Origin of the sequence: Cellvibrio sp. pealriver (assembly GCF_001183545.1) — a bacterium.
GTDB lineage: Bacteria > Pseudomonadota > Gammaproteobacteria > Pseudomonadales > Cellvibrionaceae > Cellvibrio.
This window is the reverse complement of sequence record NZ_KQ236688.1, coordinates 3,391,386-3,414,213: the sequence shown is the minus strand read 5'-3', so window position 1 is coordinate 3,414,213 and position 22,828 is coordinate 3,391,386. Positions and strand designations below refer to the sequence as shown.

Genomic DNA, 22,828 nt, shown 5'->3' with positions numbered 1-22,828 from the left:
CGTTTTTTCAACTTTAATTTGGAACTTAACGATGTCATCCGCCGAGAACGAAGCATTAACATCCTCCGAGTATATTAAACACCACCTTACCAATCTCACCTATGGCCAGTTACCTGATGGTACCTGGGGGTTCGCACACAATAGCGATGAAGCAGCTCAAATGGGTTTTTGGGCTTTCCATGTTGATACATTGGGTTGGTCGGTATTTTTGGCAACAGTGTTTTTTCTGATTTTCCGTAGTGTTGCCAAGAAAGTGACCAGCGATGTGCCAACCGGCATGCAAAACGCCGTTGAAGCAGCCGTCGAATTTGTCGAAGGCAATGTCAAAAGTATGTTCCCTTACAAAAACTCCATGATTGCTCCTATGGCACTGACTGTTTTTGTGTGGGTATTTTTCATGAACGCGATGGATTTGGTTGCCATCGACCTGCTTCCCGGGTTGGCGCAATTGTTTGGCGCTAATGTACTGGGTATGGATCCACACCATGTCTATTTCAAAGTGGTTCCCACAACCGATCCTAATATCACTTTAGGCATGGCCTTTTGTGTATTTATCCTGATTCTTTGGTTCAGCATTACTCAAAAAGGTTTGTTGGGCTTCCTTAAAGAGCTGACTTTGCACCCGTTCAGCAGCAGTAATCCGATTATCCAAACGCTCTTTATCCCTGTGAACCTTGTGTTGGAATTGCCAGGTTTGATTGCAAAGCCAGTTTCTCTGGGTTTGCGTCTATTCGGTAACCTTTATGCAGGCGAAATTATTTTTATCCTGGTGGCGATCCTTTACGGTGCAGGAATCATTTTTGCCGGTGTTGCGGGTGTTATTCAGGTTATCTGGGCGTTGTTCCATATCCTGATTATTTTCTTGCAAGCCCTTATTTTCATGTCATTGACCATTGTGTACATGAGCATGGCTTATCAAACCGATGAGCAACACTAAGCGTTTTTTGTAACCCGTTTTGTAATTTGTTTTTTTGTTTGTTCTTTTAATTTTTATTTATCAACTTAGTAGGAGAAAACACTGTGACTGAAGCTCAAGCTTTGATTTATTTGGCAGGTGCACTGGTAATTGGTCTGGGTGCTGTTGGTGCTGCCATTGGTGTAGGTATTCTTGGTGGTAAGTTCCTGGAAGGCGGTGCTCGTCAGCCAGAATTGATTCCAATGCTGCGTACTCAATTCTTCGTTGTTATGGGTCTGGTTGACGCGGTACCAATGATCGGTGTTGGTATCGGTATGTACATCCTGTTCGCAACTGGCGCCTAATTTTAGCTGTCGTGTTTGCGATTTAAATTCCTTTAACAAAGGCATCTAAACGTGAATCTTAATGCAACTCTTATCGGTCAGATGGTGGCGTTTGTCATCTTTATTTATCTGACACATCGCTTTGTTTGGCCACCCATTGTTGCGGCAATGGCAGAGCGTAGCAAGCGTATCGCTGATGGTCTTCAGGCTGCCGATAAAGCTGAAAAAGATCTCGAACTGGCTAAACAAAAAGTGGTTGAGCAACTCACTTCTGCAAAGAAAGAAGCTGCTGCAATTATTGATCAAGCAAACAAGCGCGCTATCGAAATTGTTGAAGAAGCAAAAGAGAAAGCACGTGTTGAGGCAGATCGTGTTAAAGCCGCTGCCCAGGCTGAAATTGACCAGGCAACTGCGCGTGCGCGTGAAGAATTACGTGCGAAAGTAGTGACCCTGGCATTAGCGGGTGCAGAAAAGATTCTGGAATCTTCTATCGATCAAAATGCTCACAACGAGTTGGTAAACAAACTCGCTGCGCAGCTGTAAGAGAGGTAGATATGGCTGAACTCACTACCCTGGCTAGACCTTACGCCAAAGCAGCATTCGAGTTCGCCCTGGCTGCCAACAAATTGCAGTCATGGTTTGAAGCTCTGGAAGTTTCAGCCGCCGTTGCCGAACAAGATCAGGTGAAAAAAGCGTTGAGCGCATCTGGTTTGTCGGCACAGCAGAAAGCTTCCGTGTTTGTACAGGTTTGTGGTGACCAACTGGATGAAAGTCAAAAAAACTTCATCCACACCCTTGCAAGCAATAAACGTTTGGCACTTCTTCCCTATGTGAAAGAGCTGTTTGCCAGACTGAAAGCACAGCAAGAAAAAACTATTGATGTCGAGGTAACAGCAGCTTACGAGTTGCCAGTTGACTTGATTAACAAATTGGCTCAGGCCCTGAGCGCCAAACTGGATCGTAAAGTCAGTGTGCAAGGTTCGGTAGATAAGAACCTGTTAGGTGGGATTGTTATCTCCACTGGCGATATGGTTATCGACGGTTCAGTCCGTGGTCGCTTGGCGAAGCTCGCCGAAGCAATGAAATCCTAATTTTAGGGTTGAGGAACAGAGCATGCAGCAACTGAATCCTTCTGAAATCAGTGAAATCATCAAGCAGCGCATCGCTGGCCTTGAGTTTTCAACAGAAGCACAAAACGAAGGTACTGTCGTTTCCGTAACTGACGGTATTATTCGTATTCACGGTCTCGCCGATGTTATGTACGGTGAGATGATTGAATTTGAAGGCGGTATCTACGGTATGGCACTGAACCTGGAGCGCGACTCCGTTGGTGCTGTAATCCTGGGTGATTACCGCGGTGTGGCCGAAGGCCAAAAATGTAAGTGTACTGGTCGTATCCTTGAAGTGCCTGTTGGTCCGGAATTGCTGGGTCGCGTTGTTGACGCTCTTGGTAACCCAATCGACGGTAAAGGTCCGCTGAACACCAAAATGACCGACGCAGTTGAGAAAATTGCACCGGGCGTAATTTGGCGTAAATCGGTAGACCAGCCAGTACAAATCGGTTTGAAAGCAATCGATGCGATGGTGCCAATCGGCCGTGGCCAGCGCGAGCTGATCATCGGCGACCGTCAAATTGGTAAAACCGCTATCGCCGTTGATGCCATCATTAACCAGAAAGGTTCTGGCATTAAGTGTATTTATGTAGCGATTGGTCAAAAAGCGTCTTCTGTAGCGAGCGTTGTGCGCAAGCTGGAAGAAAACGGCGCTATGGATCACACCATTGTGATCGCAGCGACTGCTTCTGATCCTGCATCCATGCAATTCCTGGCAGCATTCACCGGTTGTACCATGGGTGAATACTTCCGCGATCGCGGCCAAGATGCTCTGATTATTTATGACGACCTGACCAAGCAAGCTTGGGCTTACCGTCAAATCTCCCTGTTGCTGCGCCGTCCACCAGGCCGTGAAGCTTACCCTGGCGACGTGTTCTATCTCCACAGCCGTCTACTAGAACGTGCATCTCGCGTAAGCGAAGAGTATGTAGAGAAGTTCACCAAGGGTGAAGTGAAAGGTAAAACCGGTTCTTTAACCGCGTTGCCAATCATTGAAACTCAGGCTGGTGACGTTTCTGCATTCGTTCCAACCAACGTGATTTCTATTACCGACGGACAGATCTTCCTTGAATCGTCCATGTTCAACTCAGGTATTCGTCCTGCGATGAACGCCGGTATTTCGGTATCCCGTGTAGGTGGTGCTGCACAGACCAAAGTTATCAAGAAACTCTCCGGTGGTATTCGTACCGCATTGGCGCAATACCGTGAGTTGGCAGCCTTCTCCCAGTTCGCATCTGATCTGGACGAAGCAACCAAATCACAGTTGGAACATGGTCAACGTGTTACCGAGCTGATGAAGCAAAAACAATTTGCTCCATTGAGCGTTGCGCAAATGGCATTGGTACTGTTCGCTGCGAACGAAGGTCACCTGAAAGATATCGAAGTAAGCAAAGTGCTGGACTTCGAAGCGGCTCTGTTGTCTTTCGCCAAATCTGAATACGCTGACACTATGGCTCACATCGATGCCACCGGTGACTGGAATGGCGAATTGGAAGGCAAGTTCAAAGAGCTGGTGACCAAGCTGAAAGCGAGCCGCACCTGGTAATCTGGCGATCGCTGCGTTAACTCGCAGCGATCTCTAACCTTTTAGGTCGAGAGGCCTTAACCGGGGTTCGAGAGATGGCAAGCACAAAAGAAATTCGGACGCAGATAGCGAGCGTCAAAAGCACGCAGAAAATTACCAGCGCGATGGAAATGGTCGCCGCGAGTAAAATGCGCCGTGCACAAGAGCGGATGCAATTGGGTAAACCTTATGCCCAGCGTATCCGTGAAGTAGTCGGGCACCTGGCCAACTCCAGCCCCGAGTACAAACACCGTTTTATGAAAGAGCGCGATGTTAAGCGCGTGGGTTACATCATTGTTTCCAGTGACCGTGGCCTGTGTGGTGGCTTGAACACTAACCTGTTCAAAGCCGCTATCCGGGATATGAAGGCATGGGCTGACAAAGGTGTAGCGATTGATTTGGGTTTGATTGGTGCCAAAGCTGGCCAGTTTTTCAAAAGCTTTGGTGGCAATGTAGTTGCCTCAACTCGCGATATCGGTGAAGCCCCACAAGTGGCCGACCTGATCGGCAGTGTGAAGGTAATGCTGGATGCGTTTGAAGCCGGCACTATCGACAAGCTGTTTCTGGTGAGCAACGACTTTGTTAACACCATGACCCAAACACCAAAAGTTCGTCAATTGCTGCCTTTGGTTGCCGAAGAAAATACCAAGTTGAAACATCACTGGGATTATATCTACGAGCCGGATGCAGAGTTCCTGTTGAAAGGGTTGTTGACTCGCTTTATTGAATCGCAGGTTTATCAGGCGGTAGTAGAAAACGCGGCTTCTGAACAAGCAGCGCGAATGATTGCGATGAAGAGTGCGACCGACAACGCCGGTGAATTGATTGATAGCTTGAAGCTGATTTACAACAAAGCGCGTCAGGCAGCGATCACCCAGGAACTGTCAGAAATTGTGGGCGGTGCGGCAGCGATCCAATAAGCGGCGCTGTTATGTATCTGCCCTGAAAGGCTAACGATTTTTGTATTTAATCCTTCAGAGCCCTGAGTTTTATTAAAAGGGATCTGGAATTTCTGGAACAAAGAGGAACCGGAAATGAGTAGCGGACGTATCGTTCAGATTATCGGCGCCGTTATCGATGTGGAATTCCCACGCGATGCAGTGCCTAAAGTGTATGACGCACTGGTTATCACCGATGGCAACCTGACCCTCGAAGTGCAACAGCAATTAGGCGACGGCGTAGTCCGCACTATTGCTCTGGGTTCATCTGAAGGTTTGCGTCGCGGTTTAACCGTGACCAACACCAACGAGCCAATCAAAGTGCCAGTGGGTACCGAAACCCTCGGTCGTATCATGGACGTATTGGGTAACCCAATTGATGAAGCGGGTCCAATCGGCGAAAAAGAGCGTATGCAGATTCACCGCGCTGCGCCTAAATACGAAGAGCTGGCAGCTTCTGAAGAACTGCTGGAAACCGGTATTAAAGTTATCGACCTGGTTTGCCCCTTCGCCAAAGGCGGTAAAGTAGGCCTGTTCGGTGGTGCTGGTGTAGGTAAAACCGTAAATATGATGGAACTCATCAACAACATCGCGAAAGAGCACAGCGGTCTGTCTGTATTCGCCGGTGTAGGTGAGCGTACTCGTGAAGGTAACGACTTCTACCACGAGATGAAAGAATCTAACGTAGTAGATAAAGTGGCGATGGTTTACGGCCAGATGAATGAGCCGCCAGGGAACCGTCTGCGCGTTGCGTTGACCGGCTTGACCATGGCGGAAAAATTCCGTGACGAAGGTAAAGACGTTCTGTTGTTCGTTGACAACATTTACCGTTACACCCTGGCCGGTACCGAAGTATCTGCTCTGTTGGGTCGTATGCCTTCAGCGGTAGGTTACCAACCAACATTGGCGGAAGAGATGGGCGTTCTGCAAGAGCGTATTACCTCTACCAAGATCGGTTCTATTACCTCTGTACAAGCAGTATATGTACCAGCGGACGACTTGACCGACCCGTCGCCAGCAACCACCTTTGCGCACTTGGACTCAACCGTAGTATTGAGCCGTGATATTGCTGCAAAAGGTATTTACCCGGCGATCGATCCACTGGATTCAACTTCACGTCAGTTGGACCCAATGGTTATCGGTAACGAGCACTATGCAACGGCGCGCGGTGTGCAAACCGTATTGCAACGTTACAAGGAGTTGAAAGATATTATCGCGATTCTGGGTATGGACGAATTGTCAGAAGAAGACAAACAAACCGTATCTCGTGCGCGTAAGATCGAACGTTTCTTGTCACAACCTTTCCACGTAGCGGAAGTATTCACTGGTTCTCCAGGCAAATACGTTCCACTGAAAGAAACCATCCGCGGTTTCAAAGGTTTGTTAGCCGGTGATTACGATCACCTGCCAGAACAAGCTTTCTACATGGTAGGTTCAATCGACGAAGCAATCGAAAAAGCCAGCAAGCTCAAGTAATTGAGTTGGCTCCGTTAATGCGGGGCCTTTGCTGATTTGTTTCGCCGATTTAGCTGAAAAGTAACGCAAGATAACCGAGACACAAAAATGGCCATGACAGTTCAATGCGATATCGTCAGTGCTGAGCGTGAGATTTTCTCCGGCCTGGTAGAGATGGTAATCACTACCGGTAGTCTGGGTGAAGTAGGTATTGCCTACGGTCACGCCCCATTGCTGACAGGTATCAAACCTGGTCCTGTGCGTCTTATCAAACAAGGTGGTGCTGAGGAAATTTTCTTTGTTTCCGGTGGCTATCTTGAAGTTCAGCCTTACCATGTCACTGTGCTGGCGGACACCGCTTTGCGCGCAGACGATATGGATGAAGCTGCAGCTTTGGAAGCACAGCAATTAGCGCAACAACAACTGGCAGATCAATCCAGCGAGATAGATTTCCAGCGCGCCGCCGCGCAACTGGCAGAAGCTGCTGCCCAATTGCGTACCTTGCAAGCAATCAAAAGAAAAGCGGGCAAGTAAGCGTTTGTTGTTGGACAAAAAAGGCGACTCTCGAGTCGCCTTTTTTATTGCACAAAATTTTTAACTGATGCCGTATTGTTCATGTCAATAAGCGATCAACTCGCTAAAATGCAGAAAATACAAACTACTTGCTCGCTCAATCAAACATTTAAAGGATTTCATCATGCTCGACATCCTCGTTCTTGCCGCCGGTAAAGGCACTCGTATGCGCTCGGACTTACCCAAAGTCTTACACCCGATTGGCGGTAAAGCGCTGGTGCAACATGTGGTGGATACAGCGCGTACGGTAGGCGGTGAACAAATTTTAATTATCGTTGGCCATGGTGCAGAAAAAGTGCAGGAAAAAATGGCTGCACCCGATGTGAAATTTGTCCTGCAAGCCGAACAATTGGGAACTGGCCATGCGGTGCAACAGGCCTTGCCGCAAGTGCGTAATGATGCAACTGTATTAATTCTTTATGGCGATGTTCCGCTGACACGCGCGGAAACCCTGCAAAAATTAATCGCCGGCGTGAACGAAAAACAAATGGGTTTACTCACCGTCAATATGATCGATCCCACAGGTTATGGCCGTATTGTGCGCGATGAAAAAAATGCAGTTGTTGCGATTGTCGAACATAAAGATGCCAGCGACGAGCAGAAAAAAATTCGTGAAATTAACACCGGTATCATGGCGGTCAAAGCGGCTCATTTACAAAAATGGTTACCGCAATTAAAAAATAATAACGCACAGGGCGAATATTATCTTACCGATATTATCGCTATGGCGAAGGCCGACGGCATCGTCATCCATGTTGAGCAACCGAATGCAGTTGAAGAAGTGGAAGGCATTAACAATCGTCAGCAACAAGCCGCACTCGAACGTTTTTATCAAAAACAAAAAGCCAATGAATTGATGGTAGCGGGTGTGACTTTGCTTGACCCGTCGCGCCTTGATATTCGTGGTAATTTAACCGCCGGCCGCGATGTAGTGATTGATGTGAACTGTGTGTTTGAAGGCGATGTTGTGTTGGGTGATGGTGTGGTGATTGAACCCAACTGTGTGATTATTAATAGCAAGATTGGAGCGGGAACCCACATCAAAGCCTTCAGCCATATTGAAGAAGCGGCGATGGCAGCCAATTGTGATATTGGCCCTTACGCCCGCTTGCGCCCAGGCACTGATTTGGCAGATGAAGTCAAAATTGGAAACTTTGTTGAGACCAAAAAGGCCGTGATCGCAAAAGGTAGTAAAGTGAACCACTTGAGTTATATCGGCGATGCCAAGGTCGGCAGCAAGGTGAATGTGGGCGCTGGAACTATCACCTGCAATTACGATGGTGTGAATAAATTCAAAACCGAAATTGGTGATAACGCCTTTATCGGTTCTAATTCTGCATTGGTCGCACCGGTAAAAATTGGTGCGGGTGCCACTGTTGGTGCAGGGTCGATAATTACTAAAGATGTGGAAAATGCAGAGTTGGCAATTGCGCGCAGTAAACAGCGTAATATTCAAGGTTGGGAACGGCCGACAAAAAAATAAATAGAAAAAACGAAAAGTAAAACGAGGCCAAGTGCCTCGTTTTTTATGGAACCCTTCCCATGCATTTATGGAGAATTTCATGCGCATGAATGTAAGCACCAAACGCTGGACTGGATTCCCGTAACGGATGCAAACCAGATAGTCGGGTTTATCAGTTTATTTGTGTTGCTGATTGCGACGATTGTTGCCACCTTATTGGCGCGACGAATCAGCCGGCCTTTGACAAGCCTTGCACAAAAGGCCCATGCATTGGCTTATTCACAAGCGATTCCCGTCACAGGCCAACTGGAATAGAAAGAGTTATTGGACGGTTGGCCATCAGCGTTTTGTTGCGGAATTAAATCCTGATGCTGAACGCGCTGAAAAGATGTCTGCCATCCTCGATTCCTATCGCGAAGTATCCAAGCTCTACTTCACCAACCAAAGCGACAAGATTCCGTAATTCCTCACACAAAAAGAAGCGGAGTTAGCCGCGCTCTTAACACCGGAAGAATTGGCGCAATTCAAAAATTCATTCGCTGAATGGGCGAAAACCAAAAAATATTACATGTGTTTTTTAAAGCTGGCCGCGAGTATCACTCGCCACCGCAAGATTTGTTTCTGGGAATAACCTACACCAGCACGCCGCAAATTGTGGTGTGGATGGAAACGCTGGAAGGCAAATATATCGATACGCTGTACATCACCGGCAAAACGTCCGACTCCAGTTATCGCTCAAAAGATCCGGCGATTGATGTAGTGCGCCGCCCCGAGGCATTGCCTTATTGGAGCCACAAGCGTGGAATCAAATCGGTTGATGGACTTTACACTCCAGACCAACACAATTCGGATTTGGATGGCATTTCTGCAGCAACACCCAAAGTGGATTATCAAGTCACTCTGTCGGCACCGCGCATGGGGCGCTACAAGCTGATAATGGAAGTAAACCGCACCTATGATTTCAACGAGTATTACAGCAAAACTCGTTTTCCGGACGATGCGATTTATTCAGGCACAGGTTCATCGGGACAGCCTTCACTGATTTATGAAGCGATTATCGATTCGCAACAATCGGGGCAGCATTTATTTAATCTGGTCGGCCACGGCCATCATTCCGGCAGTGATGGATCGCTCTATACCGAATTGGATAATGTCACCAGCGCGAAACAAATTCTGGAATTTATTGTGGCGAATGTGGAATAAGAAAAAGGGTGACTGATTTGCTCAATACATCCCAATTTATGGTTCGATTTTTAGTAATAGGGATAATTGGTAAAAAGTGGGATGAATAGTCTTTTTAAAATAATGATGATCGGCACAAACAAAAAATAGTTAATACATCACCACTACACATTGATCGCTCTGGTTATACGTCCGTAGCAGCTTTGCTGCAATCACTAATAAAAAGCCGGGGATTAACACCATGAGCAAAAACCTGATCAGTGCGTTTGCACTGGGCGCAAGTGCGCTATTGATAAGTGCGGCCAACAGTGCCTACGAGTGCGGCAGCCTGAGCCAATACCAAAATGGCCAAAGCTATACAACGGGACAAATGGTTAAACATAATAACCGGGCGTTTTCCTGTAACGTGGGTGGATGGTGTACGGTGGGCGGTCCTTATGAGCCGGGCGTTGGTTGGGCGTGGACCAATGCGTGGAGTGACTTGGGCGCATGTGGTGCTACAGCGAGCAGCTCATCGGTAATACCGGCATCGAGTAAATCCTCATCCAGTAAAAGTTCGTCCAGTAGTTCTTCCGCGATTGTAATCTCCAGTCAATCGTCTTCGCTGGTGCCATCCAGTAGTTCGCGCTCATCGAACAGTTCATCTCTGGCAAGCTCGATAGAATCATCCAGCAGTTCCAGTACAAATAATCTATCGGCGCTTTACAACAACAATTTTCAACAACACACAGTAGGTGCGTATACCGCAGCGCGTTTCAGTGCCGATTGGGGATTTAATCCCGGTGCATCAGCAGGTGTGGCAGATAATCGCTTGAGTATTTTGGCGGATCCGCTCGATGCTAATAACCGCGTGTTGCGCGTAACTTATAAAGCGAATCAGATTGGTGGTAATTCAGCATCTGTATTTACCTATTCGATTCCGGGCGGCCCGCACACGCAATTGTGGCTGCAATACAAAGTGATGTTCGACAGCAATTTCACCTGGGTTAAAGGCGGAAAGTTGCCGGGCTTGGCAGGATTTGATGGCACCAAGCCAACCGGCTGTGTGAACAACAGTTTGCTTGATGGATTCAGCGCACGATTTATGTGGCGTGAGAATGGCAATGGGTTTTTGTATTTATACAATCCCGTCAAGCAGGAAGAATGCGGCGACTACAAATCACTCGCCAGTTTTTTCACCAAAGGGCGCTGGTACACCATCACCAGTTTTGTTGAGTTGGGTACCGCCAACCAATATAACGGCGCAGTTACCACTTATATCGATGGCAAAGAAGTAGCGCGTGTGAGTGGGTTGATGTTGCGCAATTCGGCATCGGTCAGCATCGACAAGTTTTTGTTTGAAACATTTTTTGGCGGCAGTACCAGCGATTGGGCACCGGCGATAGATCAGTATTCCTATTTTGACGATATCAGTATCAGTACTACCAGCCGCTTGAGTGAAGTGACCACAGGCGGTAACAACGGCGGCAACATTAGCCATCCGATCAGCGGATACACACTGTGGATAAATAAATCCTACAGCCAAAACGCAAAGGTGTATCTGCAGGATGCCATGGGCGTGTATCACTACTATCAGGTGCGTTGGGGTGTCTCGGTGAATAAAAATCCGCTGCAAAACTCACTGCCGGAAAACCATGTGGGTGTTTACAGCCCGGTACGCTTGGACAATGGCCAGCCGTGGGTGGAGTTGATCAACCCCTGATCACAATTCATCAGTGATGTTAATCCGGTGTGAAGCGCTGCTCCACACCGGATGCTTGTCAGGTCGCAAGTAAGTCTCCGTAAAGATCTAAAAATCGTCTTAAGTTTTGGTTGTGAAACCCGTATCATCTGACGATTAAATCAGATAAATATAAAGAGCGATTTATGACCCGATCAACACTTCTCGTTGCACTTTCGTTTGTAGGATCACTGGCTGCCTGCGGTGGTGGTGGAGGCGGTGGTGGTTCCAGTACTCCCAAACCCGCGTCTTCCGTTGCACCTGCCAGCAGTGTTGCGCCCTCGTCGGTTGCAGTCTCTTCACTAGCGACCTCATCGGTCGCCGCTTCCAGTGCAGCCAGTCAGGGTGCCGCGGCGATCAGCAGTTTTATTGTGGTCGATCAATTTGGTTACTTGCCCGATGCCAAAAAAGTCGCGGTGATCCGCGACCCGCAAACCGGTTATGACGCGGCACTGAGTTTTACCCCCGGTGCGACTTACCAGCTGATCAATCTGGATACCAACGCCGTGGTGCTCAGTGGCAGTGCGGTGAGTTGGAAATCCGGCGCAACCTTTGATGCCGCAGGCGATAAAGCCTGGTGGTTCGATTTCTCCAGCGTCACCACGCCGGGTAATTACGCGGTGCTGGATGTAGAAAAGAATGTCCGCTCGCCCGGCTTTAAAATCGCGGCCGATGTGTACAAACCTGTGCTCAAACATGCGATGCGCAGTTTCTTTTACCAGCGCGCCGGTTTTGCCAAACAAGCGCCTTTTGCCGAAGCAGGTTGGACGGATGGTGCAAGCCACATAGGCGCGGGGCAGGACAAAAACGCGCGTCTGTACAGCGACAAAAATAATGCCGCGACCGAAAAAGACCTATCCGGTGGTTGGTATGACGCCGGCGATTACAACAAGTACACCAACTGGCACGCCTATTATCTGGTCGCCCTGCTCCACGCCTATGCAGAAAACCCGACGGTCTGGACAGACGATTACAACATCCCCGAATCCGGCAACGGTGTGCCCGACATAATCGACGAGATCAAATGGGGTTTTGACTGGCTGAAGAAAATGCAGAACCAGGATGGCTCGGTGCTGTCGATCCTTGGGCTTGCGCACGCCAGTCCGCCATCTGCCGCGACTGGCCCCAGCTATTACGGCCCGGCCAGCACTTCAGCGACACTGACCAGCGCGGGCGCGTTTGCGCTCGGCAGTAAAATCTTGGCCGGTTTGGATAACCCCGAGCTGAATGCCTACGCCGCTGACCTGAAAACCCGCGCGGAAAATGCCTGGACTTGGGCGGTCGCTAACCCCAATGTGACCTTCCGCAATAACGAGGGCGCATCGGCTGGCTTAGGTGCTGGCCAACAAGAGGTGGATGACGCAGGCCACGCCACCAAGAAAACAGCCGCCGCTATTTACCTGTTTGCCGCCACCGGCTCCGCCACCTATCGCAGCCATGTGGATGCCAACGCCACTAACGCGACTAGCTGGGTGGATGTGTGGAATGAACCGGAAGTCACCGCCTGGCTCTATTACGCCAGCCTGCCTGATGCCACCGGTGCCGTCGCTACCAGCCTGAAAAATCAATACCAATCCGCATTCAACGCCAACAACAACTGGCCGGCGGTGCGCAATGGCGATGACCCTTACCGCGCTTATATCGGCACTAGCAACTTCACCTGGGGCAGCAACCGCACCATTTCCCGCAAGGGGCTGACCTTCCACAATCTGATCGACTACAACATCAGCGGTACTGACCAAGCAGAGGTGCGCAACGCGGCGGTGGGCTATCTGAATTACATCCACGGCGTTAATCCACAGGCAATGGTCTACCTGTCTAATATGTACAGTCTGGGTGTGCACAGTTCGGTCAACGAGTTCTACCATTCGTGGTTCACCAACGGCAGCGCACTCTGGGATCGTGTTGGAACCTCTACTTATGGCCCGGCACCCGGCTTTTTAGTGGGCGGCCCTAACCCCTCTTATGACTGGGACGGTAACTGTACGTCTAATAGTCCAAATTCTGGTTGCGGCTCAGCAGCACCCAACCCCCCAAAAGGCCAACCGGCGATGAAAGCCTATCTGGATTTCAACACCAGCTGGCCGCTCAACTCTTGGCAGATCACCGAAAACCATAATGACTATCAAGTCGCCTATATTCGGTTGCTGTCCAAGTTTGTGCCCAAGCAATAAAAGCCTTGATTTGACACCACAACACCACAACGTCATGATGTTGTGGTGTCAACCAAGAGGCCACTCCCATGAGCCAGTTATCCAAGCGCTCAACCATCTACTTCGATCCGCAACTCCATCAAGCCCTTCGCCTGAAAGCGGCATCGACCCAGGTATCTGTCTCTGAACTGGTCGATGAAGCCGTGCGCCTGTTGATGAGCGAAGACCAGCAAGACCTTAAAGCCTACGCCGATCGTGTGAGTGAACCGGAAGTTAGCTATGAAGCGCTACTCAATGACTTGAAGGCGAATGGCAAACTATAAAATCACCTTCAAAAGTTCTGTGGCGAAAGATCTGCGCGCAATTCCCACTGCAGACATCCAGCGAATTCTCAGCCGTATCGACGAACTTGCCGAAAATCCCCGCGCCCATGGTTGCATCAAACTCAGCGGCCATGAGCTGTATCGTGTTCGCCAAGGCAACTACCGGATTGTCTATGAAATCCGCGATGGTGAATTGGTTGTGGTGGTGATCAAGGTTGGGCATAGGTCATCAGTCTACGCAACATAATCCTAACCCTTTATAAAAACAGTCAGGGTCGATGTGATGGAAACCCACATGTTTACCAATAACCTGATTTCCAGTGTTGATTTTTTTATCCGCTACGCCTGCATCGGGCAATTGCTGCTATTGGTTGCCTATCTGTTTTATAAGCCCTATCGCACGCAATCTACTTTTCGCATGCAGGTTCTTCCACTGATGTTGGCGCTCGGTATTGCTGCTTATTTACTGTTGACCGCACCTTACTCACCGCGCCCGCAGGGTTTTATTCGCAGCATCCTGTTGATGTTTACCCACACCATGCCGGTATTTTTATGGTTGCTCGGCAAACAACTGTTTGATGACGAATTCAATTTACAGCGCTGGCCGATTGTTGGAAAACTAGCCTTGGTGTTGCTGGGTTGTTTTTATATTTATGTTTTCCTGATTCGTGGTGGTGGCGGTCAGCTCCAAATGGCGAGCCATGTCATCGCATTGATTTTTATTGTGCATCTTTTGGCGAGTGTGATGCTGACCTGGCGCAATGACTTGGTGGAGCAGCGGCGTGTGGCGCGTTTTTGGTTTGTATTGTTAGTCGGATTATTTTTTCTCATGCTGGATCTGGTCGAGCTCAGCAGAACCGGGTTGAATCGCCATCAGTTTTTCATGCTGATGAACGCGTCCATTTGTTTGCTTGGCACCAGTGTGACGGCGGCGTTGCTTTTTTTTCATGCGTTATCGATAAAACCAGAATCCGTATCAAATACAACACCGGATGCACCGCGCTATTCACGTTTGATCCCGCAAGAAAATGCACTCGCTAAAAAGCTGCACTGTTTTATTGACGATGCGGGTTACTTACAACCCGATCTCACCATCAGCAAACTGGCCGAACAATTGGAATGCGCGGAACACCATTTGCGCAAACTGATTAACCAGTCGCTGGGTTACACCAACTTCAACGCCTTCCTGAATTACTACCGGATCGAGGCGGCGCGCAAGCGCTTGGTGGAAACATCATTGCCAGTGCTCACGATTGCGCTGGATCTGGGTTATGGTTCAATCGCTTCATTTAATCGCGCATTCAAAGAAATTACGGGCACTACGCCAACGGCGTATCGCACAGCAACGCAACAGCAGAATTCACCTTAATAAAAGTGAATTTCGCTGATCAATTTTAAAATCGATCAGTTTTTTTTGATTTTGCTAAGCCATTTTCTGCTTGCTCCACCAGAGTGTTATTTTTAAATAACACGCGATGGTGAAAAAAAATGTGCAAGATTTCCTACAAAAAAATCAGCCTGCTCGCCGGTGCGATGACATTAATTTGGTTTGCCGCACCGATTTACCAATTCCTTGCCTATGAAGGCAAAGTACCTATGTGGTTCCCGACCGATATAGCCGCGCCGGATACCTATCCACAAACAACTGCATTTTCTGCGCATCCACAATCAACTGCGGCATTAGCATTACTCGCGCAACAGCGGGAAAAAATTCACGCACCGGCAATGTCGGCTGCAGTCGCAGTGGATGGAAAAATTATCTGGGCGGGTGCAGTGGGTTGGGAAAATATCGAACAACAAACCCCCGCAACTGATAGCACACAATTCCGGATTGGCAGTACCTCTAAAGCTGTCACCGCCACATTGCTCGCTAAATTTGTCCAAGATGGAAAAATCGATTTGGATAAACCTATCTCCCATTACATTGCGGATTTACCTAATCCGCAATGGAGAAATATTACACCGCGGCAACTCGCCTCCCACTCCAGCGGCTTGCCGGATTATCTGGATAATTATGGCGACCTGTGGGGAATGCATTATTTATTTAAGCTCGATAAACGCTACACATCTGTGCGTGAATCGCTGGAAGTATTTGATGATACAGCGCTGCTATTTACGCCGGGCAGCCAATTTCACTACACCAGTTTCAATACCGTATTGCAGAGTGTGGTGTTGGAATCTGTAGCAGATGAGCCTTTTCTTAGTGCTATGCGCAACAACATTTTTACGCCTCTGGGAATGAACGCCACGGGTGCTGAATATGAATTGTCCCAGCCGAATTCATTGGCGACTTTTTATTGGAATAAAGATGGAAAGCACCCTGCATTTCGCGTGTGGCAAAAAGTCGATTTAAGCCATCGGCTCGCAGGCGGCGGGTTCATCTCCACACCTTCCGATATGGCCATGCTGGGTTCGGCTTGGTTGAATGATGATTTCATCGCCCCACAAACCCGCGCGCTTTTCTGGCAACCCCAGCAACTATCAGATGGTTCAATCAATCCACAAAACTATGCACTTGGGTGGCGTTGGGCAGAGTATGACGATGGCAACGGCATCATCAAAAATGCCAACCACGGCGGCGTTTCACGCGGCTCGCAAAGTTGGCTGATGGTGATTCCAGAGCGAAACATGGTAGTTGCCGTCATGATCAACGCCAATGTTGAAGAATTCTGGGATTTTGGACAGGTAAGCATGCCTTTGGCGCGCCTGTTCTTCTAATACCAAGTTGCTTTTTTAACCAAATAAACCTTGCCAATAAGTTTCGAAAGACTACAATATCTTTCAAATCGAAACTTATTGGCAAGTTATCATGACAAAACGCAACACCCAGCAGCGCCGTAGGGCGATTATCGACCTGCTTAACAGTAGTGGCGAAGTCAGTGTTGAAGCGCTTGCCGAGCAGTTTGCTACCTCAGAAGTCACTATCCGCAAGGACTTGGCTGCCCTGGAATCCAACGGCTTGCTGTTGCGTCGTTACGGTGGTGCTGTTCCGGTTCCCCAAGAATTGATGAGCGATCCGGTCGAAAAAGTTTCGGTTCGTAAGCAAGCCATTGCCAAAGCTGCCGCGCAACTGATACGCGACCACAACCGCATCATCCTCGATAGCGGCAGTTCTACTACATCAGCACTACTCCCCGAGTTATCGCACAAGCAAGGGCTAGTGGTGATGACCAACTCCCTCAGCATCGCCAACGCCCTGCGCGAGCTGGAAAACGAACCCACGATTCTCATGACCGGCGGCACTTGGGACCCAAAATCCGAAGGCTTTCAAGGCCAACTCGCCGAACAAATTTTACGTTCCTACAACTTCGACCAATTTTTTATCGGCGCGGATGGTTTGGATTTGGAGCGCGGCACGACCACCTTTAACGAACTTTACAGCTTGAGCCGCGTGATGGCCGAAGTCGCGCGCGAAGTGATTGTGATGGCGGAGTCCGACAAGATCGGGCGCAAAATTCACAATCTGGAATTGCCTTGGTCAGCGATAAAAGTCCTCGTCACTGATGACGGCATTGATGCAAACGATAAACAAAAAATAGAACAACAAGGTGTGCAAGTGATTATTGGTTAACACCCCTAATCTCCCCTAACCCCTCTTTTTCAAAGAGGGGGATTTAATCCCTCCCTTTGAAAAAGGGAGGTTAGGAGGGATTGCTCTTCCTCCCCTTTTTGATAGGGATTAAAAAAATATTTTTACTACTACAAATTTTTACTACAGCTCAGAAACCTAAGGAGAAAATTATGTGTGGAATTGTTGGCGCAGTAGCGCAACGCGATGTGGTGGATATTCTGGTGGAAGGATTACGCCGCCTTGAATATCGTGGATACGACTCAGCCGGTGTGGCTGTGGTGAATAGCAGCGGCGAATTGCAACGCGTACGTCGCTTGGGCAAAGTAAAAGAATTGTCCGATGCAGTACACAGTAGCCCAACACCGGGCGGTACCGGTATTGCACACACCCGCTGGGCAACCCACGGTGAGCCGAGTGAGCGCAATGCGCACCCGCACGTGTCAAAAGAACATATCGCGGTCGTGCATAACGGCATTATTGAAAACCACGCAAATTTACGTCGCCTGTTGCAAGAAGAAGGTTATGTATTTACGTCCGATACCGACACCGAAGTGATCGCGCATTTGGTGCAAAAAGAATTAAAAAATACCGAGAGTTTATTAGCAGCGGTACAAAAAACCGTAAAACAATTGCACGGCGCTTACGGCACTGTGTTGATGGATAAAAACGATGCATCGCGTTTAGTGGTTGCGCGTTCTGGTTCACCTTTAGTGATTGGTTTGGGTATTGGCGAAAATTTTATTGCGTCCGACCAGCTTGCGCTATTGCCAGTCACTCGCCGTTTTATTTTTTTGGAAGAAGGTGATGTAGCAGAAATCACCCGTCATAGCATTCGTATTTTTGATAAAGACGGTGTAGCCGTTGAGCGTCAGGTTCACGAATCTACTGCCAGTTACGATGCGGGTGACAAAGGCCAATATCGTCACTTTATGCTCAAAGAAATTTACGAACAGCCTAATGCGGTGATGAATACACTCGAAGGTCGTTTGAGTAGTGAATCGGTAATGGATGAAACCTTTGGCAACGGCGCTGCAGAATTATTTAAAAAAGTAAAACACATTCAAATCGTCGCCTGCGGCACCAGTTATCACTCGGCGATGGTAGCGCGCTATTGGTTGGAATCCCTTGCCGGAATTTCCTGTAACGTGGAAATCGCCAGCGAATTCCGTTACAGAAAATCGTTTGTGCAACCTAACAGTATGGTTGTTACCATCAGCCAGTCCGGTGAAACGGCAGACACTTTGGCTGCATTGCGTTTGGCAAAAGAGCTCGGTTATTTAGGCAGCTTGAGTATTTGTAACGTGGCGGGTTCATCATTGGTGCGTGAATCTGATTTAGCATTTATGACTCGCGCCGGTGCAGAAATTGGTGTGGCATCTACCAAAGCGTTCACCACGCAATTGGTTGGTTTGGCGATGCTGGTATTAGCCATTGGCAAATACAACGGTCTCTCTGCTGAGCAACAAAAAGAAATGGTCGGCGCGTTAAAAAATCTGCCCGCAAAATTGGAAGAGTCACTCGCACTCGCCCCAAAAATTGAAGCACTTGCAGAAGAGTTTGCGGACAAACACCATTCACTCTTCTTAGGCCGTGGCGATCAATATCCGATTGCAATGGAAGGCGCGCTGAAGCTAAAAGAAATTTCTTACATCCACGCTGAAGCTTACGCAGCCGGTGAATTAAAACACGGCCCACTCGCGCTAATCGATGCCGAAATGCCGATCATCGTTGTCGCACCTAATAACGACTTGTTGGAAAAATTAAAATCCAACGTGGAAGAAGTGCGCGCACGCGGCGGGATTTTGTATGTCTTCGCCGATGAAGACGCGCACTTCGAATCCGATGCCACTATGCGCGTTATCAACGTCCCGCATATCCACCCATGGTTAGCACCGATTCTCTATACCTTGCCGCTACAATTGCTGAGTTATTACGTGGCGATTATTAAAGGCACGGATGTGGATCAGCCGCGGAATTTGGCGAAGAGTGTGACGGTGGAATAATTAGTATTTGTTGTTTTGACCTGCGTATGTATAAATAAGGCACCTTTTGGGTGCCTTATTTATTTGTGGTTGCTTTGTACCCGCAGTTAGCAATTGGATTTCTCCCATGAATGATCTCTCCCTCACCCAGCTCATCCTCGTGTTACTGATCTTCATCTGGAGCGGTTTTGTGCGCACCGGTTTGGGGTTTGGTGGGGCGATGATGGCGTTGCCGTTGTTGCTATTGGTAGATAACCGCCCGTTGGTGTATTTGCCAATTATCGCGGTGCATCTATTAATTTTTTCAACGCTCACTGTGTGGCAAAACAATCGCAAACAAATAGCGACAGGAGAAAAAAAGCCATCCACCGTTGATTGGGTTTATCTTAAAAAATCGCTCAAGATAATGATTATCCCGAAGCTGATTGGTGTGGCCGGTTTGTTGACCATTCCGGCGAACATTATGAGTGCGATTATTTTTTGCATTATTTCCGTGTACGCCATCACTTATATTTTGAATAAACCGTTCAAGAGTTCGAATCCGGTGAGCGATGGAATTTTTTTATCGCTCGGCGCTTATATTAGCGGTACTTCATTGATTGGCGCGCCGCTGATTATGACGGTGTATATGGTGCACGTTGCGCGTGAAAAATTACGCGATACCTTGTTTGTGCTCTGGTTTATTTTGGTGAGCATCAAAATGGTGGCGTTTTTAATTGCCGGGGTGGATTTGCAATTGCAGGCGCATCTTTGGTTGTTACCGGCGACGGCAGTTGGGCATTATTTTGGTTTGAAATTTCACACGCGTTTGGTTGCGGCTGATCCAGTGATTTTTTACCGTGTGATTGGCAGTGCGCTGTTAATACTAAGTGGTTTTGGATTGGTGTCGGTGTATTGGTAATTAATGTCTGGGTTCAGTGCAAAAATGATCAATCGCCACCGGCTTACCAAAAAAATAACCCTGATATTTAAAGCAGCCTTCGTTTTCCAGCCAGTCGCGTTGTGCCTGGGTTTCTACACCTTCGGCGATTACGGTCAATTCCATACTTTGCGCGAGGCGGATGATCATGCGCGCAATGGCGGCATCGTTAGCATCGGCGAGAATGTCGTTGACGAAAGATTTATCAATTTTCAGTTCGTTAATCGGCAGGCGTTTTAAATACGACAGCGATGAATAACCAGTGCCGAAATCGTCGAGTGAAAATTTAATGCCGGCGGCCTTTAACGCATCCATTTTGGTGATGATGTCTTGTTCATTGGAAACCAGCATACTTTCTGTGAGTTCCAGTTTGAGTTTGGTTGGGTTTGCGCCAGTGCGCGCAATAATTGCCAATATTTGTTCCACAAATTGTGGATGCTGGAACTGGCGGGCGCTGACATTGATCGACAATACCAAATCAGCTGTGGCGGGTGCTTGGCTCCAGCGGATTAATTGTTCGCACGCGGTTTTTACAATCCAGTTACCCAGCGGCAAAATCAAACCGGATTCTTCGGCGATGGGAATAAATTCCATGGGCGATACCATTCCGCGCTGCGGATGCAACCAGCGGATCAAGGCTTCTGCTCCAACAACAGCGCCCTGGTTATCCACTTGCGGTTGGTAATAGAGTTGGAATTGTTGCTGCTGCAAAGCCTCGCGAATTTCATTTTGCAATGCAAAACGTTGCGCGGTCATGGCTTGCATTTCCGGATCAAAAAACCGCAGTGTATTTCTGCCCGCCGCTTTGGCGTGGTACATGGCCTGATCGGCTTGTTTAAGCAATTCATCGATGGCGACTGCCTGATCGCCAAATAAACACAGGCCTATGCTGGGTGAATTGAAATACTCCTGATTTTCCAATTGATAGGCTTCATTGAGACTAAAGAGAATTTTTTCGGCGATTTGCTGCGCTTGCCTTGCTGCTGTATCGCGTGCCTGATCAAGCCCCTCCAGCACCACCAGAAATTCATCACCGCCCAGACGGGCAACTGTGTCTTGGCTGCGCACGGCTTGTTTCAAGCGTTCCGCGACGGCAATCAATAATAGATCGCCGACGTGATGGCCGCGGTTGTCGTTCAGGGTTTTGAAATCATCGAGGTCGATGAATAACAATGCGCCCAGATTTTTTTGGCGCTGGCTGGTGGCGATGGCGTGTTCCAACCGGTCTTGCAGTAAGCGGCGGTTGGGTAGTTGGGTGAGCGGATCAAAAAAGGCGAGCGTGTTGATGCGTTCTTCGTTTTGTTTGCGCTCGCTGATGTCGCGGCTGAGCGCCAAAAAGCGCGGTACGCCGCTCTCGTCATTGGCTTTGCGCGATACCGATAATTCAAAAGTTGTCAGGCCGCGCTGTGGCAGCATAACGGAGTAACATTTTCCTGATGAAGAACCTTTCTCCATCGCCTCATCAAAAGCTTGGTGGATAATTATGCAAGCCTCTTCAGGTAGGTATTGATGAAAACTGGTGCCCAAAAATTCCTCTGGTGGTACGGTCAGCAACTCCGGCCGGTTGGTGTGATAGCTGTGGATAATGCCGTTATAGTCGATATCAAATAACAAATCGGGAATGGCATCGAGCGTTGCTTGCAAATGCGCGCGGGCATTAAGCAATTCGCGTGTCTGCTCAGCCACGGCATCCTGCAAATGCAAACGCCTCCGCTGCAACACGGCCATCAAAAACGTCTGGTAAGACAGCAATAAGCTGATCATCAATGCCGCCAGGCAAGCTCCACCCAACTGCCAGAGCTTGGTCCAGCCGGCCACCGGTGAAACGCTGAGTGTCCAGTGGCCATTGGGTACATCGAAAGATTTGTTGATAGGTTCGTAAAGTGCATCTGGCCTATGCTCGGCAATCGTCTCTTGCACGCCAGTATCCGGGTTGGTGCGCCAGAGCCGGTAGGCCATCCCCTGGGTTGTCAACTGATTGAGGTTGGCGGCTTCCAGCAATCGGTTGATACGGATCACCACTACCGAGAACCCCCAAAACTGGCGGCCACCCTGGTCTTCCAAAAACACCGGCAGGCGTGCAATAGCTCCCAGGCCGCCCTGCACCATATTGACCGGGCCTGCCAGCGTCAGCTTCCCGCTGTCGCGCGCGCGAATGGCTTCCCTGCTTTGGAGTTTATCTTCCAGCAGGTTGAGGCCGAGGGATTTTTCATTGCCTTCCAGCGGATACACCTGGGTGATGATGCCGTTGGGTGCGAGGCTGATATGGGAGACGCTATCAAAATAAGGCAGTAGCTCGCGTGCGGCATCATCAAAGCGCGGGGTACGGCCCTGGCCAAGGCGCACCATAGTCGCTAATGAATAGTTGAGCGTGAGTGCCTGGTCGAGGCTGTCGCGTACCAAAAAAGCATGGTTCTGCGCGAGGTTTTCGACATCCGCACGGGTGCCGTGGCGCAGGTTTTGTTCCATCTGCCAAACAATTAATGCTGACAGGCAAAGGCATACTGCCAATACCACAAATGCCAGCGCGCGCGGACGGCGAAACAGTAAGGGCACAACCTCGGGCATAAGGGGTCCAGTCAGCAATCAAAAATAAGTAAGGTTTACTATAGCACCTGATTTCTGGCCGGTTTGT

The 22,828-nt window shown here is 48.8% G+C and carries 21 protein-coding genes; 20 read left to right on the top strand and 1 reads right to left on the bottom strand.

The window, feature by feature from the left end; translation table 11 throughout:
• The first annotated feature begins 31 nt into the window (after positions 1-31).
• The 20 genes from atpB (at position 32) to VC28_RS14775 (ending at position 20,175) form a co-directional block, all read left to right on the top strand.
• On the top strand, positions 32-937 hold the full coding sequence (gene atpB, locus VC28_RS14870) for a F0F1 ATP synthase subunit A (RefSeq protein ID WP_049631334.1): 906 nt from the start codon (positions 32-34) through the stop codon (positions 935-937).
• Positions 938-1,020: 83 nt separating this feature from the next.
• Positions 1,021-1,260, top strand: a complete 240-nt coding sequence (gene atpE, locus VC28_RS14865; protein ID WP_039916140.1) for a F0F1 ATP synthase subunit C — start codon at positions 1,021-1,023, stop codon at positions 1,258-1,260.
• A 51-nt stretch (positions 1,261-1,311) separates the two neighbouring features.
• Complete coding sequence (locus VC28_RS14860; protein ID WP_049631333.1) at positions 1,312-1,782, top strand: F0F1 ATP synthase subunit B; 471 nt, start codon at positions 1,312-1,314, stop codon at positions 1,780-1,782.
• Between the two features lie 11 nt (positions 1,783-1,793).
• Positions 1,794-2,330 (top strand): F0F1 ATP synthase subunit delta, encoded by a 537-nt coding sequence (locus VC28_RS14855; protein WP_049631332.1) that lies wholly within the window; start codon positions 1,794-1,796, stop codon positions 2,328-2,330.
• A gap of 22 nt (positions 2,331-2,352) precedes the next feature.
• Entirely contained in the window at positions 2,353-3,897 is a 1,545-nt protein-coding gene (gene atpA, locus VC28_RS14850) for a F0F1 ATP synthase subunit alpha (protein ID WP_049631331.1), read from the top strand.
• Between the two features lie 74 nt (positions 3,898-3,971).
• The gene (atpG, locus tag VC28_RS14845) at positions 3,972-4,835 is read left to right on the top strand and encodes a F0F1 ATP synthase subunit gamma (RefSeq protein ID WP_049631330.1); all 864 of its coding nucleotides are present in this window, start codon (positions 3,972-3,974) and stop codon (positions 4,833-4,835) included.
• A gap of 114 nt (positions 4,836-4,949) precedes the next feature.
• The gene (gene atpD, locus VC28_RS14840; RefSeq protein ID WP_049631329.1) at positions 4,950-6,329 is read left to right on the top strand and encodes a F0F1 ATP synthase subunit beta; all 1,380 of its coding nucleotides are present in this window, start codon (positions 4,950-4,952) and stop codon (positions 6,327-6,329) included.
• A gap of 87 nt (positions 6,330-6,416) precedes the next feature.
• Entirely contained in the window at positions 6,417-6,842 is a 426-nt protein-coding gene (locus tag VC28_RS14835; protein ID WP_039916149.1) for a F0F1 ATP synthase subunit epsilon, read from the top strand.
• 163 nt (positions 6,843-7,005) lie between these two features.
• Positions 7,006-8,364, top strand: a complete 1,359-nt coding sequence (gene glmU / locus VC28_RS14830; protein ID WP_049631328.1) for a bifunctional UDP-N-acetylglucosamine diphosphorylase/glucosamine-1-phosphate N-acetyltransferase GlmU — start codon at positions 7,006-7,008, stop codon at positions 8,362-8,364.
• Positions 8,365-8,608: 244 nt separating this feature from the next.
• On the top strand, positions 8,609-8,806 hold the full coding sequence (locus VC28_RS19780; RefSeq protein ID WP_156184341.1) for a hypothetical protein: 198 nt from the start codon (positions 8,609-8,611) through the stop codon (positions 8,804-8,806).
• An 80-nt stretch (positions 8,807-8,886) separates the two neighbouring features.
• On the top strand, positions 8,887-9,546 hold the full coding sequence (locus tag VC28_RS14820) for a hypothetical protein (RefSeq protein WP_197085539.1): 660 nt from the start codon (positions 8,887-8,889) through the stop codon (positions 9,544-9,546).
• A gap of 220 nt (positions 9,547-9,766) precedes the next feature.
• Positions 9,767-11,227 (top strand): polysaccharide lyase, encoded by a 1,461-nt coding sequence (locus tag VC28_RS14815; protein WP_049631326.1) that lies wholly within the window; start codon positions 9,767-9,769, stop codon positions 11,225-11,227.
• 164 nt (positions 11,228-11,391) lie between these two features.
• On the top strand, positions 11,392-13,419 hold the full coding sequence (locus VC28_RS14810) for a glycoside hydrolase family 9 protein (RefSeq protein ID WP_049631325.1): 2,028 nt from the start codon (positions 11,392-11,394) through the stop codon (positions 13,417-13,419).
• Between the two features lie 68 nt (positions 13,420-13,487).
• Positions 13,488-13,721: a ribbon-helix-helix domain-containing protein gene (locus VC28_RS14805; protein WP_049631324.1), complete on the top strand. Its 234-nt coding sequence runs from the start codon at positions 13,488-13,490 to the stop codon at positions 13,719-13,721.
• Complete coding sequence (locus VC28_RS14800; RefSeq protein WP_049631323.1) at positions 13,708-13,968, top strand: type II toxin-antitoxin system RelE family toxin; 261 nt, start codon at positions 13,708-13,710, stop codon at positions 13,966-13,968. The genes VC28_RS14805 and VC28_RS14800 overlap by 14 nt, the downstream gene beginning before the upstream one ends.
• Before the next feature lie 48 nt (positions 13,969-14,016).
• Positions 14,017-15,090, top strand: coding sequence for a helix-turn-helix domain-containing protein (locus VC28_RS14795; RefSeq protein ID WP_049631322.1), 1,074 nt, complete (start codon positions 14,017-14,019; stop codon positions 15,088-15,090).
• 119 nt (positions 15,091-15,209) lie between these two features.
• Entirely contained in the window at positions 15,210-16,439 is a 1,230-nt protein-coding gene (locus VC28_RS14790) for a serine hydrolase domain-containing protein (RefSeq protein WP_049631321.1), read from the top strand.
• Between the two features lie 91 nt (positions 16,440-16,530).
• Complete coding sequence (locus tag VC28_RS14785; RefSeq protein ID WP_049631320.1) at positions 16,531-17,292, top strand: DeoR/GlpR family DNA-binding transcription regulator; 762 nt, start codon at positions 16,531-16,533, stop codon at positions 17,290-17,292.
• Between the two features lie 170 nt (positions 17,293-17,462).
• Entirely contained in the window at positions 17,463-19,295 is a 1,833-nt protein-coding gene (glmS, locus tag VC28_RS14780) for a glutamine--fructose-6-phosphate transaminase (isomerizing) (RefSeq protein WP_049631319.1), read from the top strand.
• A 106-nt stretch (positions 19,296-19,401) separates the two neighbouring features.
• The gene (locus tag VC28_RS14775; protein ID WP_049631318.1) at positions 19,402-20,175 is read left to right on the top strand and encodes a TSUP family transporter; all 774 of its coding nucleotides are present in this window, start codon (positions 19,402-19,404) and stop codon (positions 20,173-20,175) included.
• Here the strand turns inward: VC28_RS14775 and VC28_RS14770 are convergent, their stop codons facing one another.
• Positions 20,176-22,761 (bottom strand): bifunctional diguanylate cyclase/phosphodiesterase, encoded by a 2,586-nt coding sequence (locus VC28_RS14770; protein WP_049631317.1) that lies wholly within the window; start codon positions 22,759-22,761, stop codon positions 20,176-20,178.
• Positions 22,762-22,828: the final 67 nt, after the last annotated feature.

Excerpts from the sequence above, each read along its gene's own strand:
- VC28_RS14790 (WP_049631321.1), top strand. The coding sequence starts at position 15,210 with ATGTGCAAGATTTCCTACAAAAAAATCAGCCTGCTCGCCGGTGCGATG.
- VC28_RS14810 (WP_049631325.1), top strand. The coding sequence starts at position 11,392 with ATGACCCGATCAACACTTCTCGTTGCACTTTCGTTTGTAGGATCACTG.
- VC28_RS14855 (WP_049631332.1), top strand. The coding sequence starts at position 1,794 with ATGGCTGAACTCACTACCCTGGCTAGACCTTACGCCAAAGCAGCATTC.
- atpG (WP_049631330.1), top strand. The coding sequence starts at position 3,972 with ATGGCAAGCACAAAAGAAATTCGGACGCAGATAGCGAGCGTCAAAAGC.
- VC28_RS14820 (WP_197085539.1), top strand. The coding sequence starts at position 8,887 with ATGGGCGAAAACCAAAAAATATTACATGTGTTTTTTAAAGCTGGCCGC.
- VC28_RS14775 (WP_049631318.1), top strand. The coding sequence starts at position 19,402 with ATGAATGATCTCTCCCTCACCCAGCTCATCCTCGTGTTACTGATCTTC.
- VC28_RS19780 (WP_156184341.1), top strand. The coding sequence starts at position 8,609 with ATGCATTGGCTTATTCACAAGCGATTCCCGTCACAGGCCAACTGGAAT.
- atpD (WP_049631329.1), top strand. The coding sequence starts at position 4,950 with ATGAGTAGCGGACGTATCGTTCAGATTATCGGCGCCGTTATCGATGTG.
- VC28_RS14815 (WP_049631326.1), top strand. The coding sequence starts at position 9,767 with ATGAGCAAAAACCTGATCAGTGCGTTTGCACTGGGCGCAAGTGCGCTA.
- glmU (WP_049631328.1), top strand. The coding sequence starts at position 7,006 with ATGCTCGACATCCTCGTTCTTGCCGCCGGTAAAGGCACTCGTATGCGC.
- VC28_RS14835 (WP_039916149.1), top strand. The coding sequence starts at position 6,417 with ATGGCCATGACAGTTCAATGCGATATCGTCAGTGCTGAGCGTGAGATT.
- atpB (WP_049631334.1), top strand. The coding sequence starts at position 32 with ATGTCATCCGCCGAGAACGAAGCATTAACATCCTCCGAGTATATTAAA.
- VC28_RS14785 (WP_049631320.1), top strand. The coding sequence starts at position 16,531 with ATGACAAAACGCAACACCCAGCAGCGCCGTAGGGCGATTATCGACCTG.
- glmS (WP_049631319.1), top strand. The coding sequence starts at position 17,463 with ATGTGTGGAATTGTTGGCGCAGTAGCGCAACGCGATGTGGTGGATATT.
- VC28_RS14770 (WP_049631317.1), bottom strand. The coding sequence starts at position 22,761 with ATGCCCGAGGTTGTGCCCTTACTGTTTCGCCGTCCGCGCGCGCTGGCA.
- VC28_RS14800 (WP_049631323.1), top strand. The coding sequence starts at position 13,708 with ATGGCAAACTATAAAATCACCTTCAAAAGTTCTGTGGCGAAAGATCTG.
- atpA (WP_049631331.1), top strand. The coding sequence starts at position 2,353 with ATGCAGCAACTGAATCCTTCTGAAATCAGTGAAATCATCAAGCAGCGC.
- VC28_RS14805 (WP_049631324.1), top strand. The coding sequence starts at position 13,488 with ATGAGCCAGTTATCCAAGCGCTCAACCATCTACTTCGATCCGCAACTC.
- VC28_RS14795 (WP_049631322.1), top strand. The coding sequence starts at position 14,017 with ATGTTTACCAATAACCTGATTTCCAGTGTTGATTTTTTTATCCGCTAC.